This is a genomic window from Antrihabitans stalagmiti (genome assembly GCF_016482825.1).
Taxonomy (GTDB): Bacteria; Actinomycetota; Actinomycetes; order Mycobacteriales; family Mycobacteriaceae; genus Antrihabitans; species Antrihabitans stalagmiti.
In genome coordinates this window covers 1-18,104 of the sequence record NZ_JAEMNV010000005.1, presented here as the reverse complement: position 1 = coordinate 18,104, position 18,104 = coordinate 1, and the positions used below count along the sequence as shown (strand labels likewise).

13 protein-coding genes are annotated in these 18,104 nt (G+C 62.8%); 9 read left to right on the top strand and 4 right to left on the bottom strand.

Annotated features, from left to right (window positions below; genetic code table 11):
- From JGU71_RS16340 to JGU71_RS16330, 3 genes are read right to left on the bottom strand one after another with little or no spacing between them, the layout of a single operon-like run.
- Nucleotides 1-651 carry a PIG-L deacetylase family protein gene (locus tag JGU71_RS16340; protein ID WP_199705355.1) on the bottom strand — a complete coding sequence of 217 codons (651 nt, stop codon included), beginning with the start codon at nt 649-651 and terminating at the stop codon, nt 1-3.
- Nucleotides 648-1,451 (bottom strand): sugar phosphate nucleotidyltransferase, encoded by an 804-nt coding sequence (locus tag JGU71_RS16335; protein ID WP_199705354.1) that lies wholly within the window; start codon nt 1,449-1,451, stop codon nt 648-650. The genes JGU71_RS16340 and JGU71_RS16335 overlap by 4 nt, the downstream gene beginning before the upstream one ends.
- Nucleotides 1,448-2,698 carry a class I SAM-dependent methyltransferase gene (locus JGU71_RS16330; protein ID WP_199705353.1) on the bottom strand — a complete coding sequence of 417 codons (1,251 nt, stop codon included), beginning with the start codon at nt 2,696-2,698 and terminating at the stop codon, nt 1,448-1,450. The genes JGU71_RS16335 and JGU71_RS16330 overlap by 4 nt, the downstream gene beginning before the upstream one ends.
- Before the next feature lie 217 nt (nt 2,699-2,915).
- Between JGU71_RS16330 and JGU71_RS16325 the strand changes: the two genes are divergently transcribed.
- The 9 genes from JGU71_RS16325 (at nt 2,916) to JGU71_RS16285 (ending at nt 13,369) form a co-directional block, all read left to right on the top strand.
- Nucleotides 2,916-3,650 carry a lytic transglycosylase domain-containing protein gene (locus JGU71_RS16325; RefSeq protein ID WP_372433194.1) on the top strand — a complete coding sequence of 245 codons (735 nt, stop codon included), beginning with the start codon at nt 2,916-2,918 and terminating at the stop codon, nt 3,648-3,650.
- A 101-nt stretch (nt 3,651-3,751) separates the two neighbouring features.
- Nucleotides 3,752-5,044, top strand: a complete 1,293-nt coding sequence (gene eno / locus JGU71_RS16320) for a phosphopyruvate hydratase (RefSeq protein ID WP_199705352.1) — start codon at nt 3,752-3,754, stop codon at nt 5,042-5,044.
- A gap of 38 nt (nt 5,045-5,082) precedes the next feature.
- Nucleotides 5,083-5,694 (top strand): FtsB family cell division protein, encoded by a 612-nt coding sequence (locus tag JGU71_RS16315; protein WP_199705351.1) that lies wholly within the window; start codon nt 5,083-5,085, stop codon nt 5,692-5,694.
- The gene (locus JGU71_RS16310; RefSeq protein ID WP_199705350.1) at nt 5,691-6,212 is read left to right on the top strand and encodes a DUF501 domain-containing protein; all 522 of its coding nucleotides are present in this window, start codon (nt 5,691-5,693) and stop codon (nt 6,210-6,212) included. The genes JGU71_RS16315 and JGU71_RS16310 overlap by 4 nt, the downstream gene beginning before the upstream one ends.
- A gap of 64 nt (nt 6,213-6,276) precedes the next feature.
- Complete coding sequence (locus JGU71_RS16305; protein WP_199705349.1) at nt 6,277-7,221, top strand: Ppx/GppA phosphatase family protein; 945 nt, start codon at nt 6,277-6,279, stop codon at nt 7,219-7,221.
- Nucleotides 7,222-7,352: 131 nt separating this feature from the next.
- Complete coding sequence (locus tag JGU71_RS16300) at nt 7,353-8,690, top strand: NAD(P)/FAD-dependent oxidoreductase (RefSeq protein ID WP_307829683.1); 1,338 nt, start codon at nt 7,353-7,355, stop codon at nt 8,688-8,690.
- Between the two features lie 158 nt (nt 8,691-8,848).
- Nucleotides 8,849-10,741, top strand: coding sequence for a carbohydrate-binding domain-containing protein (locus JGU71_RS16295; protein WP_199705348.1), 1,893 nt, complete (start codon nt 8,849-8,851; stop codon nt 10,739-10,741).
- Nucleotides 10,742-10,817: 76 nt separating this feature from the next.
- On the top strand, nt 10,818-12,059 hold the full coding sequence (locus JGU71_RS16290) for a GNAT family N-acetyltransferase (RefSeq protein ID WP_199705347.1): 1,242 nt from the start codon (nt 10,818-10,820) through the stop codon (nt 12,057-12,059).
- Nucleotides 12,060-12,139: 80 nt separating this feature from the next.
- Nucleotides 12,140-13,369, top strand: a complete 1,230-nt coding sequence (locus JGU71_RS16285; protein ID WP_199705346.1) for a GNAT family N-acetyltransferase — start codon at nt 12,140-12,142, stop codon at nt 13,367-13,369.
- Here the strand turns inward: JGU71_RS16285 and JGU71_RS16280 are convergent.
- Nucleotides 13,366-18,104 (bottom strand): non-ribosomal peptide synthetase (locus JGU71_RS16280; protein ID WP_199705345.1); only part of this gene is annotated, 4,739 nt, incomplete at its 5' end. The genes JGU71_RS16285 and JGU71_RS16280 overlap by 4 nt on opposite strands.

Below are 18,104 nucleotides of genomic sequence, written 5' to 3'. Positions count from 1 at the left end.
TCATTGCCCTCCAAATGAAATCGTCGCTTTTTCTATTACGAACGCCTCGGCATGTTCGCTTCGGCATTGCACGCCCCGCAGCCTCGACAGGCCGAGGAACGACGCATCGTCGAACCAGTCGTGAACCACTTGCGAGGGGTAGTGCTCGTGCAGCAGGCGCACTTTCTCCTGCGCCGACCGTGTCTCGATCGGATGGAACATCGTCGGGCGCGGAGTATCCGTTTCCCATTTGAGGATCTCGTAGCCGAGGATCAGGTGATCTCGAAATTCCGTCGGCAGGACCTTGGCAAGCAGCCGATGGTCCTGGTGAGCGTCGTCGCGCTGCGGACCGAACACGATGTCGGGGTTGCAGGTACGGCGAAAGGCAGCGAGTTCGTCTTTGATCCGATTCCAATGCGCGGGTGCGCGACCGTCGGGAATGTCCAGGATCGTCACGGTCAGGTCGGTGTTCGGACAGAACGCCGCAAGCGCCGAGCGTTCCTCGGCTTCGCGAGGTGTCCCGCCGCCGGACAGGACGAGGGCATGCACCCGCAGCTCCGGGCGTGCCTGCGCGATCGTAAGCAGCGTTCCGCCCATACCGATCGCGATGTCGTCGCAGTGCGCCCCGAGTACAGCAAGCTCGGCAATCCCGCTCGTTGCCAGTTCGATCATGCGGGAGCTACGACGTCTTCCTTGTCTTCGGCTTCCCACACCATCCACGGACGGATGCCGTGCTGGTAGTTGGCGTCGAGTTCGGCACGCTCTTTGAAGGTGTCGGTCGGCTTCCAGAATCCGAGGTGCTTGTAGCCGAACAAGCGACCCTGCTGGGCCAGCGTCCCGCACACGTCCTCGACGAGGTCACCGCCAGGAGGCAGTAGGTCGAAGATCTCGTTGCTGAGAACGAAGAATCCGCCGTTCTCCCAGATCGGCATGCGACTGACGGGCGCGATTTCGGTGACGACGCCGGACTCGGTCACGTCGACGCAGTGGAACGACGACTGCGGCGGAACGATCAACATCGAGGCCGCAGCACCGGAGGCATGAAACTTGTCGATGATCTCGTCCATCGGCGCGTCGGTCAGCACGTCGGCGTAATTCGCCAGGAAGTACTCGTCACCGTCGAGGTGCTTGCGGACCCGGCGAAGTCGCTCGCCGATTGCGGACTCGACACCGGTGTCGGCGAACGTTATGGACCAATCACTGATATCGGTGTGCAGTAATTCGACTTTGCCGTCCCGAAGAACGAAGTCGTTCGATGCGGCTTCCTCGTACTCCAAGAAGTAGTTCTTGATGTGCTCTGCGCCGTAACCGAGGCAGAGAATGAAGTCCTTGTGGCCGAAGTGCGCGTAATACCGCATGACGTGCCAGATCAGTGGGCGCGGTCCGACCATCTGCATCGGTTTGGGGATGACATCGCTGGAATCGTTGCGCATCCGCATGCCGTAGCCACCGCAGAACAGAACTACCTTCATCGTGCGTCCCTCTCGGTGTTGCTCAGGTCGGCTTCGTGCACGTGGGGGAGGGGGTAGACGAGCCGTCCGCCCCATTCGGAGATATGTCTTAGCTGTTCGGTCAGTTCTTTTTCGAGATTCCACGGCAGCACGACAACCACATCGGGTCTGTCTTTCTCGATCTGCTCGATCGGCAGAATCGGAATTCGAGTGCCAGGGGTGAACCGACCGTGCTTGTAGGGATTGCGGTCGACGGTGTATTCGAGCAAGTCGGTCCGAATTCCGCAGTAATTGAGCAGCGTGTTGCCTTTGCCCGGCGCGCCGTAACCGACGACGCGTTTGCCTTCCGCGCGCCGATCGAGCAGATAACGCAGCAGATCTTGTCGAACTTTCTGCGTACGCGGCGTCAGTTCGCGGTAGCCGTCGACGTCGTGCAGGCCCGCCGCTTCCTCCGCCGCCAGGATGTCGCGGTACCGCTGCGATGGTTCGCCGGCCACGGCCTCGGGACGCGCCCACACTCGAATCGAGCCGCCGTGCGTCGGAATCAGTTCGACGTCGACGACTGTCAGCCCGGCTGTCGCGAGTGCACGAGTAGCGGAAAGCACTGTGTAGTACTGGAAATGCTCGTGATAGATCGTATCGAACTGACCGAGTTCCACGAGGTTCTGGGCGTGGTGAACCTCGATGCTCAACCAACCGTCGTCCGCGAGAAGTGCTCGCAGAGAGCGAGTGAAGCCGAGCAGATCAGGAATATGTGCGTAGACGTTGTTCGCAGCGACAAGATTCGCTTTGCCGTGTTTCGCAGTGACGGCAGCGGCGAGTTCCTCGTCGAGGAAGGCGGTTTCGGTCGGCACACCACGTTCACGGGCCGCTGCGCCGACGTTGACCGACGGCTCGATTCCCAAGCAGGGAACACCGGCAGCGACGACGTGCTGCAGCAGATAGCCGTCGTTGCTCGCGACCTCGACGACGAACGACGACTCGTCCAATCCCAGTCGCTCGATGGCGCTGTCGACGAAGGTCTTCGCGTGCTGGACCCAACTGTCGGAGAAAGACGAGAAGTACGCGTATTCGGTGAAGGTCTCTTCAGGAGTGATCAGCGGCGGGATCTGTAGTAGCAGGCAGTCTTCGCACAGTCGCAGGTGCAACGGGTACGTGGGTTCGGGGAGATCGAGTTCTGCGGATTCCAGGAACTTCTCACACGGCGGAGTGGCGCCGAGATCGAGAACGCTGAGTAGTCGGTCCGAATTACAAAGTCGACAATGCACGCAAATCCCTTGATTAGTTCGACCGCGAGAGGAATCAATCCCTCCGGCGAGTGTTCGAGGATGTCCACCCGGCGTTAATTATGCACGTCGAAACAGACAAAACAACGAGAAACGAACAGGTCCGAATCTGCGATGGTGGCAGGTTGCCAGGAGTTGGCCCTGGTTCGAACGGCGGCTCTCTCAGCCCGTCCTCATAAACCTTGTGGATGATGTGGAGGTGAAGTTGAAGGCCTTGGGTGCCGCGGTTGTCGCGGGTTTCGTGTTGATCGCGGCTGCGATCGTCGCTGTCGGATTCGTTGGCGATCTGCGGCAACCGCGTGTCGATGTCCCTGACGGCGTGCCACCGGGAGTCGGCGCTCCGCTACCTGCGATCGACATCAACGCACCCGGCCGCACAGCAAGCCAGCTCAACCAGTGGGCAACGCAGCGCTCCGAAACGCTGGCCATCTCGGTCACCGCACTGGAGGCCTACGCCTATGCTGCCGCGGTCATGAGTGAGACCCAGCCCGATTGCGGTATCGGCTGGACGACCATCGCGGGTATCGCGAGCGTGGAGAGCAAACACGGCACCTACCAGGGCTCGACGGTGGCGCCCGATGGTCAGGTCTCGCCGCCGATTCGTGGCGTGCCTCTCGACGGCGGACCCAACGTTGCGGAGATCAGGGACACCGACGGCGGTGTCCAGGATGGGGATTCGGTCCACGATCGGGCGATGGGCCCGCTGCAGTTCATCCCCGAAACGTGGAAGCACTGGGGTGTGGATGCCAACGGTGACGGCCGCGTCGATCCCGACAACATCGACGACGCGGCTCTGTCGGCGGCGCGTTATCTCTGCGCTCGCGGCGGCGATCTGAAGACGGCAGAGGGCTGGCAGGCAGCGTTGCTCGCCTACAACCAGTCCGGTGCCTACATGCGCGATGTCCGTGACCGGGCGGCTCTGTACAGCTTGTAGGCGCCGTGCGCTCGCAGAGGGCGGAGCGCCTAAAGGCACCGCCGGAGTGTTGGGGCTAAGCTCACACTCGCATTGTGTCCGTAGGAGAAGGAGAACCACCCGTGGCCATCATTGAGCAGGTCGGCGCTCGCGAGATCCTCGATTCCCGCGGTAACCCGACGGTCGAAGTCGAGGTCGCACTCGACGACGGCACGCTGACGCGCGCCGCGGTTCCGTCCGGCGCATCGACCGGTGAGCACGAAGCCGTCGAACTTCGCGACGGCGGAAAGCGCTACGGCGGCAAGGGCGTGGAGAAAGCTGTCAACGCCGTTCTCGACGAGATCGCCCCCGCACTGATCGGATTGGATTCGATCGAGCAGCGGACCGTCGACCAGACTCTGCTGGACCTCGACGGCACCCCGGACAAGTCCCGCCTCGGCGCGAACGCGCTGCTCGGCGCTTCGCTCGCCGTGGCACGTGCAGCCGCCGAGTCGTCCGGACTCGAACTCTTCCGCTACCTCGGCGGACCCAACGCGCACATCCTTCCCGTTCCGATGATGAACATCGTCAACGGTGGCGCGCACGCCGACTCCGGCGTGGACGTGCAGGAGTTCATGGTCGCCCCGATCGGCGCGCCGACTTTCAAGGAGTCGCTGCGCTGGGGCGCCGAGGTGTACCACTCCCTCAAGTCCGTGCTCAAGGAGAAGGGCCTGTCCACCGGACTCGGTGACGAGGGCGGCTTCGCTCCCAGCATCGCCGGTACGCGTGAGGCGCTCGATCTGATCAGCGTCGCGATCGAGCGGACCGGGCTCAAGCTCGGCTCCGATATCGCGCTCGCGCTTGATGTCGCTGCCACCGAGTTCTACACCGACGCCACCGGCTACAAGTTCGAGGGCGCCGACCGCACGGCCGCGCAGATGGGCGAGTTCTACGCAGAGCTGCTCGATTCCTACCCGCTCGTCTCGATCGAAGATCCGCTCGACGAGGACGACTGGGACGGCTGGGTCGCATTGACGGACGCCATCGGTGACCGCGTGCAGCTCGTCGGTGACGACCTGTTCGTCACAAACCCGGAGCGCCTCGAAGACGGCATCATCAAGGGTGCGGCAAATGCGTTGCTGGTCAAGGTGAATCAGATCGGAACGCTTACCGAGACCCTCGACGCAGTCGAGCTCGCACATCGCAACGGCTACAAGACGATGATGAGCCATCGCAGCGGCGAGACCGAGGACACCACCATTGCCGACCTCGCGGTCGCAGTCGGCAGTGGTCAGATCAAGACGGGTGCGCCGGCGCGCAGCGAGCGTGTCGCGAAGTATAACCAGTTGCTTCGTATCGAAGAGGCGCTTGGCGACGCCGCACGCTATGCAGGCGATGTCGCGTTCCCGCGGTTCAACTTCGAGGGTGCTAGCTGAGTTCATGAACGGGCAGGGGTCGACGGTGGCGGGGACTGATGGCTGACAATCGGCGTAGCCGCAGGTCGGGCAGCAGTCCCGGTGGCCGTGACTCTCGCAGGTCCGGACGCTCGGAAAGTTCGCGGCGTACGGACCGGACCAGGCGCGCACCGGAGGGAAAGCCGACTCCGGAAGTATCCGACCGCGATCGTCCGCCTCGCGTGGTCAAGGGCAAAAAATCCGAGCCGACGCCGGAACGGACGATTCTGGGATTGTCCACGGCCCGCGCGGTCATCCTTGCTGTTGTCGTATGTGCGCTTGCGCTCACACTCGCGGTGCCACTGCGGACGTATTTCACCCAGCGCGCCGAAGCGGCTCAGGTTGCTGCTGATCACAATCAGCTGCAAGCCGACGTCAACGCACTGCGTGCCAAGAAGGCGCAGCAGGACGACCCCGCGTACATCACCGCCGAAGCCAGGAACCGGCTGCGACTCGTCAAGCCAGGGGAGACGCCGTTCCAAGTGCAACTGCCTGGCGCGTTCGAGGCGGAGCAGGCGCGGCGCGCGAAGCCTGTTCCCGAAGGTGGACCCTGGTACACCGACCTCTTCGGTCAGGTGTCGCAGCCGCAGAATGCTGCTGAGCCGAACCAGCCGGGTGGGCCGACCGGGTGAGCGACGAAATCCCAACACCCGAAGACCTCGAAGCCGTTGCAGCCCAACTCGGGAGGGCTCCACGAGGCGTGCTCGCCATCGCCTACCGCACACCTGACGGCAAGCCTGGCGTTGTGAAAACAGCACCGAAACTTCCTGACGGCACCCCGTTTCCGACGTTGTACTACTTGACCGATCCGCGTCTGACCGCCGAAGCGAGCAGGCAGGAATCGGCTGGCGTGATGCGCGATATGACCGAACGTCTCGACACCGATCCTGTTCTCGCTGAGGGGTATCGGCGTGCGCACGAGAGTTATCTCGCCGAGCGAAACGCGATCACCTCGCTCGACACCGACTTCACGGGCGGCGGGATGCCTGATCGCGTGAAGTGCTTGCACGTGCTCATGGCGCATTCGCTCGCGAAAGGGCCGGGTGTCAATCCCCTCGGCGACGAGTCGGTCGCGCTCGCAGCACACGGAAAGCTCAGGGGCACTGCAATTCCCGCGGACTGGCCCGAACCGACCACAGCGCAATCCTGACGTCTCAGCCACCGGTCTGTGGCTGTAAGCCGTCGGTAATGTCAACTTCGAGAGGACGCCGTCAATGAGAGTCGCCGCCGTCGATTGCGGGACCAACTCGATCAGGTTGCTCATCGCCGACCGCAATACGGCCGGCGTCCTGACCGATGTGGTGCGCGAGATGCGCATCGTCCGACTCGGGCAGGGGGTCGACGCCACCGGCTCGTTTGTGCCCGAGGCGATCGAACGCACGCGCGTCGCGCTTCATGATTACGCAAACCTGATGCGGGACAACGGTGTCGAGGCCGTACGGATGGTCGCGACGTCGGCAACCCGTGACGCGTCCAATCGTGAAGACTTCTTTGCGATGACGCGCACGGAACTCGGTGCGGTGATTCCCGGGGCCGAAGCTGAAGTTATCAGCGGCGACGAGGAAGCGAGACTGTCGTTTTCGGGTGCGGTCGGTGAATTGAATGCTGCAGATGGACCTTTCGTCGTCGTCGATCTCGGCGGGGGATCGACCGAACTCGTTCTCGGTGACGAAACCGGTGTGGCTGCAGCCTATTCCGCAGATATCGGCTGTGTGCGTATCACCGAACGGTGTCTGCCAGGCGACCCGCCGACGGCGGAGCAGGTTGCCGAGGCGCGGGAGTTCGCGGCCGAACGGTTTGCGGACGCCTTTGCTCACGTGCCGATCGAACGAGCGCGGACGTGGGTCGGTGTCGCAGGGACGATGACGACGATTGCCGCAGTCGCACAGGACCTTCCGAGCTACGACGCGGAGCGGGTGCATCTGTCACGGCTGTCGTTGGAGGACGTGCACGCAGTTGCCGATCGACTCGTCGGAATGACGCGTGTCGAGCGGGCGGCCCTCGGTCCGATGCATCCCGGTCGCGTCGACGTAATCGGTGGCGGAGCAGTGATTCTGACTGTTCTAGCCGACGAATTGTCCCGACGCGCCGGCGTCGACCAGCTGATCGTCAGCGAGCACGACATTCTCGACGGGATCGCGCTCTCGATCGACGTTTGAGAGACGTGTTCGTTTCGAGCGGATAGCGGCTGTTGAGAGGTTGTTAACTCAGTCACCATTCGCGTCAGGGCTATGTAGGACGTCCTAGCATCGAGTACACAGGAATGTTTACTCGAGTGTGAGGACCCGTTGTGACCCAGCAGCCCAAGCACATCTTGATCGTCGGTGGTGGAACGGTCGGCATGTCTGCCGCCATCCGCTTGCAAAAGAAGCTGCGTGCAGGTGAAGCACGCATCACCATCGTCGATCCGTTGCCGCACATGACCTATCTGCCGTTTCTGCCGGAGGTATCGGCCGGCTCGATCGACCCACGCCACATCGTGGTCCCGCTACGCACCGTGCTGCGCAAATGCACCGTGATCACAGGCAAGGTGTCGAAGATCGAGCACGCGTCGCGTACCGCGTGGATCACGGACCCGAGCGGCAACGTCGAGACCCTCTCCTACGACATTCTGCTGATGACGGCCGGTTCCGTTGCTCGCACACTCCCCGTTCCCGGGCTGTTGGAGCAGGGCATCATGTTCAAGACGGTCACCGAGGCTGCTTACCTGCGTGATCACGTGCTGTCGCGACTCGACGATGCCTCTGCGACGGAGGATGTCGAACTACGCAAGCGGCTGCTGACGTTCGTTGTCATCGGTGGCGGCTACGCCGGAATCGAAGCGCTTGCCGAACTGCAGGACATGGCGCGGTATGCGGTTCGGTACTACCCGAACATCACCGCGGACGACATGAACTGGATACTCGTCGAGGCAACCGGGCGGATCATGCCCGAGGTTAGCCCGAAGATGGGCATCTACACGATCGAGCGTCTCACCGAGCGTGGCATCAAGGTCTACCTGAACACTCGTGCCGATTCGCTCGTCGACGGCAATGTCGAACTGTCCGACGGCAGCAAGTTCGGTGCCGACACGATCGTGTGGACGGCAGGCGTGAAGGCAAACCCGATGCTCGCGCACACCGATCTGCCCGTCGATCAGCGCAGCCGTCTTCGTTGCACCTCGACGCTTCAGGTTGTCGGTGTATCGGAAGCATTTGGTGCTGGTGATATCTCGGCCGTTCCGGACCTGTCCAAGATCGACGAGGATCCGACGGCGACGTGCAGCCCGTCTGCTCAGCACGCCGTGCGCCAGGCAAAGGTGATGGCAGACAACACCGTTGCCCTCGTCCGTGGCAAGAAAATGCGCGACTACGAGCACAAGTACGCGGGATCAGTTGCGTCGCTTGGCCTCTACCGTGGTGTCGCCGATGTCTACGGCATCAAGGTAAAGGGGTTGCCTGCATGGTTCATGCATCGCGGCTACCACGTCCTCAAGATGCCGACACTGTCTCGCAAGGTTCGCATCGTCGCCGACTGGACGCTGGCATTGTTCTTCCGCCGCGAAATCGTCGCGCTCGATCAGATCGACCACCCGAAGGCGGTTGCGGAATCGGTACGCGCGCTCGAGTCGGCGCGCAAAGCGAGCTGAAGTCCGAAATACCCCGTCAAGAATGGTGTTTCGGGAATCAGACTCTAGGTTTGTTCTGCAATGTCACGGCTCGGTTACAGCTGATATGTAGTTAGTGCTGCTACGTTCCGACCAGATGCGGCTTACCTATATGGCCGCCAATCTTGGGCGGAGCCGAGATGAAGCTTTTCCCCGTGGCGGTTGTGGCGGTTCTGGTGTGCACGTTGCTCGTCGTTGCGCCCGGTATCGCGTCGGCTGATTCAGCGGTCGAGGCTGAAACGATGACCTGGACGCCGACCGCTGGGGGAGTTGTCGGTGCCCAAACCGGAGCTTCAGCGGGATCGGCACTTACGTTGCTGGGCAACGCGACTGCGTCGAAGACATTCACTTTGGCCGCCTCGTCCAAAGTCGTGGTGCGCGCGAAGGCGCAGCTCTGCCTTGGCGCTCCGAGTATGAAAGTCAAAGTCGACGGCACGGTTATCGCGACGATGACGGTCATGTCGACCGCGTGGACGGACTATGTTGCATCGTCGGCCATTTCGGCAGGCTCGCATACGATATCGGTCGAGTACACGAACGAGTTCAAATTCAGCACCTCTTGCGACAGAAACCTGTTGTTGGACAAGGTGACTGTCGTGTCGACGGCCGTAGCGACAACAACACCGCCTACGACAACGCCGCCGCCCACCACGACGACACCGCCCGCGACGACGACACCGCCGACCACCACAACACCACCGCCGACAACGACCATCACCACGACGACACCGCCACCGACGACAACAAGCACCACGCCCCCGCCGACGAGCCCGTGTCCGGTCGGTCAGTATCGAGCTCGCTACTACAACAACACGAACGCAACCGGAACGCCGGTTGTCGACCGTTGTGAGTTTTCCGTGGGTGGCAGGTTTTCCAGTTCGCCTACCGCTGGTGTGAATGCAGACAACTTCTCGGTCCACTACACCGGGCAGCTGAATTTCCCTCAGACGGCCAACTACGCCTTCAACGCGTCGACAGGTGATGCAGGAGTGCGGGTTTGGCTCGATGGGCAGTCGGTCCTCGACAAATGGACATCGTCCTACTGGGGAGATGATCAGGTTCTGAAATCCGTTCCGGCCGGCCTGCATACGGTTCAAGTGCGCTATTTCGACACGAGCGGCGTTGCACTGGAGGAGTTTTCGGTAACGCGCGCGAGCCACGGTGTGGCTTCGACGAACGGTAACTTCTTTGCGGTCGATTCGTTCTGGAACACGCCGGTGCCCGCAGGTGCGGTCGTCGATTCGCGATCGGCGGGTTGGGCCACCGCCTTGATGAATCACCCGTCCATCTCACAGATCAGTGTCAACGACGACGCGTGGACCGTGCCGATCTACCGGGCGCCGCCGGGAACGCCGAAGGTCACGATTCGCGTGACCAACAAGAACAAGAACATTCAGGTTCCGTATCTGTCGTCGTACCGCCCGAGTCCGGATTCCGACTCCCACCTGGCGATCATCGACCAGGCGACCGGGTGTGAATACGAGTTTCAGACGTTCAACGCGTCGAAGAAGACAGCCGTCGCCCAGGCGACGTACCGCGTAGACACAGGATCGGGCGGCCACGTGAGTGGACCGGCGCACGCGGGTGGTGAGTTGTCCTATCTCGGCGGCCTGATCACCCCGCAGGATGTGAGCGCAGGCGTGATCGATCATGCGCTGCGCTTCGCGGTTCCGATCGGTGCGCCGTCGTACCTCTATCCAGGGACGCGATCCGACGGCACTACGGCGAACGGCATACCGCAGGGCATACGCGCTCAACTCGACCCGAACCTCGATCTGAACCAATTCAATCTGACGCCGTTTCAGCGAATGGTTGCCGTTGCCTTGCAGACCTACGGAGCGTTCAACGCTGATACAGCGTCCGCGTTCGCGCTGTATGCGCAGAGCATGACCGATGGGTCCACCTACAGTCAGCCGATCGGTGACTTGCCGGAGGCTCTGATCGGGCACCTGAGGTTTCTCCAGCCGACCGTGGCCTCGACGGACCTGCAGTTGGACGGACCGGCGGATATAGGTTGCGCCCAACCGAAATAGCTGACAGCTCGCCATATGGAAAGTAGTATCGACCGATGCCAGCGCCTGATCGTCACGTCCCCGGTTCGGTTGCCTAGTGGCGCTGCCCAGTTCTTCGGAGCTGATCAAGCGGATCGGCGAAACATCGCCATTAGGTCCGCGAATAGTCAACGGTCGGTCCGTCGTCCTGCGTCAGGCGCGCTTCTCGGATGCACAGGACTGGCAGCGACTCAGGCTTCGTGACCGCGACTTCAACGAGCCGTATGCGCCGAGTTCGCCTCTGGGTTGGGAAGCGCAGCATGTTCCTGAACAGTGGGTGCGCCGATGTTTGGCGCTACGTAAGGCGCAGAAGGCCGGGCGCACCGTCCCGTTCGTTGTCGAAGTGGATGGCAGGTTTGCCGGCGAATGCGCGATTACCTGGACCGAAATCGGCACGCCTATCGCGGAGTTGAGTATCTGGCTCGACGCTCGAGCGGCACGGGGCGGTGTCGGTAAACTAGCGGCGGCGATGATCGTCGATTTCGCGTTTGATCGGTTGCAACTCGCGGTTGTCACAGCGGCGACTGGCACCTCGAATTATCCGGCGTCGCACGGCTGCAAGACACTTGGCATGCGCCATGAGGCCACGATGGAGGAATACTTCGATGCAGGAGGCGAGCGTAAGCAATACAACTTTTGGACGCTGCTGCGCGCGGACAAGCAGCAGGGTGGGTTTGCCAAGCTAGCAATCGACAGCGTCCGACCTGCTGCTCCCGCAGAAGTCGCCGAGGTTGACTCGGCCGGCGGTCCTTCGGCCTTGGCTGTTGCGCTCTACACCGCCAAGTTCACTTACGAATCGACAGTGTCCGCGATACTTCGCCGGCTACAGCACAGTCCAAAGGTCGCGCGTGGGCCGAAGTCGGTTGCAGCGGGCAACGTCGAGCTGCGCAATGTTCGCAGATCCGACGCCCGCGCGTTGCGCGCGATAGCGCCGGTGGACGTTGTTCCCGAGCTTCCCTTGTCGATCGAGTTGGACGGCAAGCTTGTTGGTCAGACGTGGCTGCGACTGATCAATGGATTGAGTGCCGAGCTCGGACTGTTCACCGCATCGGCCGCACCTGACGTCGAGAAAGCGGCTGCCGACTTGATGGTGGAGTACGCCTTCGAGGTTGGTTGCGAACGCATTTGGGTGCCGGCCGTCGTCGGCGACGTGCGATTGCGACAGCTTGTCGAGCACCTTGGAATGGTGCACGAAGGTACGTTGACGCAGTACCGCGAGGTTGATGGCGTCCGCAAAGACCATGAGCTATGGGCCATTACGAGAACTCGCTACTCGAATCGGTCGACCGTTCAGTTGTAACGAACGGTAGCCCACCGCCGGACGTATTATCGACCGGTGCGAACCTACGAGTGCCCAAACTTCATCGGATCGATCTCCTGATGGCGCCCAGCAAGTCGGAGCTGATCAAGCTCATCGCCGAGGCGTCCCAACTAGGTCCTCAGGTGATCAACGGTCGGTCGGTCGTGCTGCGTCTGCTGCGCGTCTCGGACGCTGCGCAATGGCGGCGGATCCGGTTGCGCGACCGCGAGTTCAACGAGCCGTATGCCCCGAGTTCGCCGTTGGAATGGGAAGTTCGGCACAGTCCCGAAGAGTGGGTCAGGCGTTGCCTCGCGCTGCGAAAAGGGCAGAAGGCTGGACGGTCCGTCCCGTTTGCGATCGAGGTCGACGGCATCTTTGCAGGCGAGTGCGCGATCACCTGGTCCGAGATCGGGACCCCTGTCGGCGAGCTGAGTGTTTGGCTCGACTCTCATGTCGCACGTGGTGGGGTCGCGAAACTGGCAACGGCGATGCTGGCCGATTTCGGGTTCGACGTGCTCGGAATGGACGTGATCACGGCTGCAACGGGTACGGCGAATCTGCCTGCCACGCGTGCGTCGGAAGCACTCGGAATGAAGCACGAAGCGACCATGGACGAGTTCTTCGATGCAGGGGGCGAGCGCAAGCCGTACAACTTTTGGACCCTGCTCCGTGCGGACAAGCCGGAAGGCGGATTCGCGAAACGAGCGATCGACCGCGTCAAACCTGCTGCTCCCACCGAGGCCGTAGAGGTCGATTCGTCTGGCGGCCCTTCGGCTTTCGCTGTGGCACGCTACACCGCCAAGTTCAATTACGAACTGCTGGCCCACTCGGTATTGCAGAAGATACAGCGCAGTCCGAAGGTTGCACGTGGTCCGAAAGCGACTGCGGCAGGCAATGTCTCGCTGCGCAACGTTCGCAAGTCGGACTCAGGAGTGCTGAGCGCGATTGCACCGGACTCCGACCCCGAACTAGCGCTGGCAATCGAAGTGGACGGGAACCTGGTCGGACAGACCTGGCTGCGACTGATCAGTGGACTCAGCGCAGAGTTCGGCCTTGCCACCGACTCGGCGGCGACGAATATCGAGAAAGCCGGCGCCGAGCTGATGGTCGACTATGCCTTCGAGGTTGGCTGCGAACGCATTTGGGCGTTGGTCGTCGTCGGCGACGAGCGGATGCGGCGTCTCGTCGAGCACCTCGGCATGGTGCACGAGGGCACTTTGACGCAATACCGCGCGGTCGGCGGTATCCGCAAAGACCATGAGCTGTGGGCGATCACAAAGACTCGCTACTCGAACACTCGAACCACCTAGGTCAGGTTTTCGTTCAGGTACGGGCCGAGCACATCAAGTGAGGCAGGGTCGAGCATCGTGCCGTGCGCCGTCGGTATCTCGTAGTTGACGACCCGGCCGGACACATAGGGTTGCCATTTCAGTGCGGCGTCCTCTGGCTCCGGGTTGTCCAGTGCTGCACTGAAGAACGCGAGATCGCCGGCGAAGACCCCGAACTCGTGCTGTTCTTCCAGCCGCACCATCGCGACGGCACCGGCGAAGATGCGCTGGACGTGTTCAGGTGTGATCATGTCCGGAACGTCCTGGTAGGTGGCCAGGATCTCCCGCGCACGTTCGAGCGATATCTCGGACAGGTTGCCATCGTCGGGCAGCGTGATCCCGAGGGCCCGGAGGTGGTCGGTGAGTTCCCGCGCGAACACCTCGAAATCGGATTCGGGTGTCGCGTCCATCAATCCGAGCAGTTCGACCTCGTGGCCCGCCTGCTGTAGCTGCACAGCAACGGCGTGGGCGATGACGCCGCCGAGTGACCAACCGAGGAGGTGATACGGCCCCTCCGGTTGTTTGGTCTGGATCTCGCGAACGTATCGCGCCGCGAGCTCGTCGAACGACCGGTACTCGAAGACCGGCTCCAGTATCGCGGGCGACTGCAAACCGTAGACCGGTCGATCGCGATCGATGTACTGCGCGAGTCCGAGATACGCCCACGCCAGCCCGAACAGCGGATGGATGCAGAACAGCGGTTCGGCAGTTCCGGTCGGGCGCAACGGAATAAGTACTCCGAGGCCAGAGTCGTCGTCTGCAGCCGATGCGGGTTTCACCAAACGCGAGGCCAACTCGGCAACGGTGCGATCGGTGAACAACCACTGCAGTGCGACCCGGGTTCCGAGCGCGTCTTTCAATCGCTGCGTAGCACGGACTGCGACAAGGGAGTTGCCGCCGAGTTCGAAGAAGTCGTCGTCGAGGCCGACTCGCTCGACGCCGAGTACGTCGGCGAAGATCGTCGCGACGGTGTGCTCGATCGGACTGGTCGGCTCACGGTAGGTTTTCGCCTCGAAGACCGGATCCGGCAACGCTTTTCGATCGAGCTTGCCGCTGGGATTCAACGGCAACGCGTCGAGCACCACAAACGCGGTCGGCACCATATAGGAGGGGACTCGCCGACCGAGTTCTGCGCGAACGGTCTCGACGTCGACGGCGTAGCCAGCGGCACCGACGAGGTAGGCAACCAACTGATCGCCGACCTGGGCGTCGGCGCGGACGACGGCAACGGTCTGCGAGATCGTGGCCTGCTCGGTCAGCAATTCTTCGATCTCGCCGAGTTCGATGCGCAGGCCACGCAACTTCACCTGGAAGTCGGTGCGGCCGAGGAAGTCGATCTGGCCATCCGAACGCCACCGGACGAGATCACCTGTGCGATACATCCGTTCGCCGGCTGAGCCGGTTGGATCGGGTACGAATCTTGCGGCGGTAAGGTCGGGCCTCGCCTGGTAGCCGCGCGCCAATTGGCTTCCGGCCAGATACAACTCGCCGGGCACACCGACCGGAACCGGCTGCAGGCGTGAATCCAGCACGTATACATGCGAATTGGGGACGGGTCCACCGATCGGTATGGTCGGGCCGGTCGAGGTGGACAGTGGACGACTCCGTGTGATGCTGACCGTGCCTTCGGTCGGTCCGTACTCGTTGCGGAACTCAGCGTCGCTGACCGACTTCAGCGCCGACACCAATCGTGGTGTGAGGGGCTCGCCGCCGCAGATCACCCAGCGCAGGGATGCGACGTCGTCGCGGGAAACGGCTGGGACGAACAGTTCCAGCATCGACGGCACGAAATGCATGAAGGTGATCCGATGTCGGCTGATCATCGAGGCCAGGTACTGCGGATCCCGGTGCCCTTCGGGCGTCGGAACGACGAGTCGGCTGCCGACGAGCAACGGCCACCAAAATTCGCGGACGGATGCATCGAAGGTGAACGGCGTCTTCTGCAGCACCGCATCGTCGGACCCGAGCGGTACCCGATCTTGCCGCCACGCAAACCCTGCAGCGACGGATTCATGAGCAACCGCAACACCTTTGGGCCTACCGGTCGAACCGGAGGTGAACAGTACGTAGGCGGTGTTCTGCGGCCGCAGTGGCGCGATGCGGTCGGCGTCGGTGATCGTAGCCGCACCGAGACCCGACACATCCAGCGTCATGGTATCGATGATCTGGCCTGACCAACCATCGAACTCGACGCCGTTGCCCGACGTCAGTACGCAGACCGGGTCTGCGATCGACGCGACATAACCGATGCGCTCCGCGGGTTGATCGGGATCGATCGGGACGTAGGCGCCGCCGGCCTTCGTTACCGCGTACATGGCGATCACGAGGTCGATGCTGCGCCGGATCGCCACCCCGACCGTCGACTCCGGTCCGACACCCGCGGCAATCAGCCAGCGCGCCAGCCGATTGACGCGGTCGTCGAACTCGGCGTAGGTGAGCGTTTCCGAATCCGATACCAGTGCAACAGCATCAGGGGTGCGGGCAACCTGGGCGTCGAAGAGCGCTACCAGGGTCGCCGCCGGGTCTACGTCGAGATCCGTGCCGGTGCCGTTGTCCCGCAGCGTCAACCGCTCGTCGGGGCGCAGGATGTCGATGTCGCCGACCGGTTGCTGCGGATCTGCGCTGATCGTTGTCAGCAGCGACACGAAGCGGTCCGCAAACGACTGGACCGTAGTTTCGTCGAAGAGATCCGTTGCGTAGGTGATCGATCCGACCATTCCCGCGTGCGCGCCTGCTTCGTCGCGGTAGTCGGTGAGTAGGAAGCCGAGATCGAATTTCGCTGTGTGCACATCGAAGTCGACGGCAGAGATGCTCAGACCCGGCAGCTCGAGGGAGGTGCTGGCAAAGTTCTGGAACGTCAGCATCACTTGGAAGAGGGGGTGGCGAGCGGTCGAGCGCGCAGGATTGAGCACGTCGACGAGACGCTCGAACGGCACATCAGCGTGCGCGAAGGCACTCAAATCGTTTGTGCGCGTGCGGTCGACCAACCCGGCGAACGGCAAGCTCGGTTCGACCTCGGTGCGCAGCACCAAGGTGTTGACGAACATTCCGATCACGTCGTCGAGGTCACGCTCGCCGCGGCCGGCGATCGGGGTGCCGATCACGATGTCGGTCGTACCGCTGAGACGTGCCAGCAACGTCGCGAGCGCGGCATGCACGACCATAAACAGTGTCGAGTTGCGGGCGCGGGCAATGGCTTCCAAACCGGCACGAACGTCCTCGTCGATCGTGAACGGCAACCGGGCACCGCGTTGCGAGGCGACCTGTGGACGCGGCCGGTCGGCCGGAAGGTCGAGCTGATCGGGCAGGCCGGCGAGCTGCGTGCGCCAGTAGGTGAGTTGCTTGCTGGCGATGGAGTCGGGATCGTCCTCGTCGCCGAGGACGGTGCGTTGCCAGATCGCGAAGTCCGCGTACTGGACGGCAAGCGGCGTCCACACCGGTCCGATGCCGGCAGCACGCGCCGAGTAGGCGAGCATCACATCACGCGTTAGTGGGGCGATCGAGAAGCCGTCTGCCGCAATGTGATGGACGACGACGACCAAGACATATTCGTCCGCACCGAGGCGCAGCAACGCCACGCGGAACGGGATCGCGGCGGTGGTGTCGAAGCCGCCGACGACCAAAGGTGTGACGACGTCGAGCAATTCGTCCTCGTCGACCCGCGTCACGGTCAGCTCTGGAACTGCCTGTACCGCAGGCACGATGACCTGGTAGCCGGTGCCGTCGTGGTCGGGGTAGACGGTCCGCAGCGACTCGTGCCGTTCGACCACGTCGGCAATCGCGGCGCGAAGAGCCGCGACATCGAGGTTGCCTGTGAGTCGGATGACGGCAGGAATGTTGTTGACACCCGAGGCGGGATCGAAACGGTTGAGAAACCACATCCGTTGCTGCGCAAGCGACAACGGAATTCGCTCGGGTCGCTCCTGCGGAACCAGAGGAGGATGTTGCGCCCCACCGCTCTGTTCGGCGGCCCGGGCGGCGAGTGCCGACGCCGATGGGTACTCGAAGAGATCGCGCACGCCGAACCTCGTGTCGAGTGCGTTGTTGGTGCGGGCGATGACGCGCATGCCGATGAGGGAGTTGCCGCCGAGTTCGAAGAAGTTGTCGTCGGCGCCGACGTGTTCGGCGTCGAGGAGTTCGGTGAAGATGTCGGCGATGGCTTGTTCGGTGGGGGTGGCGGGTGCGCGGTAGGTGGGGGTGGTGTGGTGGGTGTCGATGCGGGGGAGTGCTTTGCGGTCGAGTTTGCCGCTGGCGCCTAGGGGTAGGTGGTCGAGTTCGACGATGTGGGTGGGGACCATGTATTGCGGCAGTGCTGTTTCGGCGTGTGCGGTGAGGGTGGCGGTGTCGATGGGCTGGCCGTTGTCGGCGACGACGTAGGCGGCGAGTTGATCGCCGGGGCCGCCGTCTCCGATGACGGCAACGACGGCGCGGGCGACGCTGGGGTGGGCAGCGAGAACGGTTTCGATTTCGCCGAGTTCGATGCGCAGGCCGCGGAGTTTGACTTGGAAGTCGGTGCGGCCCAAAAACTCGAGTTGGGCGGTTCCGGTGGGGGTTTCGGTGATGCGGACGAGGTCGCCGGTGCGGTACATGCGGGCGCCGATGTCGGCGGGGTCGGCGACGAAGCGTTCGGCGGTGAGGTCGGGGCGGTTGAGGTAGCCGCGGGCGAGTTGGACCCCGGCGAGGTAGAGCTCGCCGGGGACGCCGATGGGGACGCGTT

What these genes read in the sequence shown, in the direction of transcription:
- JGU71_RS16305 (WP_199705349.1), top strand. Translation starts at nt 6,277, where the DNA reads ATGAGAGTCGCCGCCGTCGATTGCGGGACCAACTCGATCAGGTTGCTC.
- JGU71_RS16340 (WP_199705355.1), bottom strand. Translation starts at nt 651, where the DNA reads ATGATCGAACTGGCAACGAGCGGGATTGCCGAGCTTGCTGTACTCGGG.
- JGU71_RS16285 (WP_199705346.1), top strand. Translation starts at nt 12,140, where the DNA reads ATGGCGCCCAGCAAGTCGGAGCTGATCAAGCTCATCGCCGAGGCGTCC.
- JGU71_RS16295 (WP_199705348.1), top strand. Translation starts at nt 8,849, where the DNA reads ATGAAGCTTTTCCCCGTGGCGGTTGTGGCGGTTCTGGTGTGCACGTTG.
- JGU71_RS16335 (WP_199705354.1), bottom strand. Translation starts at nt 1,451, where the DNA reads ATGAAGGTAGTTCTGTTCTGCGGTGGCTACGGCATGCGGATGCGCAAC.
- JGU71_RS16315 (WP_199705351.1), top strand. Translation starts at nt 5,083, where the DNA reads ATGGCTGACAATCGGCGTAGCCGCAGGTCGGGCAGCAGTCCCGGTGGC.